This is a genomic window from Leptotrichia sp. OH3620_COT-345 (assembly GCF_003932895.1).
Taxonomy (GTDB): domain Bacteria; phylum Fusobacteriota; class Fusobacteriia; order Fusobacteriales; family Leptotrichiaceae; genus Pseudoleptotrichia.
Map to the genome: position 1 here is coordinate 1 of NZ_RQYW01000216.1, position 231 is coordinate 231.

The following is a 231-nucleotide window of genomic DNA, read 5'->3' on the forward strand; positions in this document are numbered from 1 at the left end:
GTGTTCAATGCTGACCCTTTAAATCGTATTCCCAATGGCTTCTCAAAATCAGATAATGTATTTCTTCTTATAGGAGTTCCGTATGACCTTAAATCAAACCCTTTTCCTTTCCCTAAATGTATTCCGTTATTCCTTAATACATTAAATGCTCCTAATCCTACTATATTTCCCTGACTGTATAAGCCAAGGTCATATTTTACTCTCTTATCACCTGATGATATTGCCAATGCT

Annotated in this window: 1 protein-coding gene; it reads right to left on the bottom strand. The window is 35.1% G+C overall.

The window, feature by feature from the left end:
- The coding region (locus tag EII29_RS12575; RefSeq protein WP_158612585.1) for a hypothetical protein at positions 1 to 231 on the bottom strand (231 nt) is incomplete at both ends.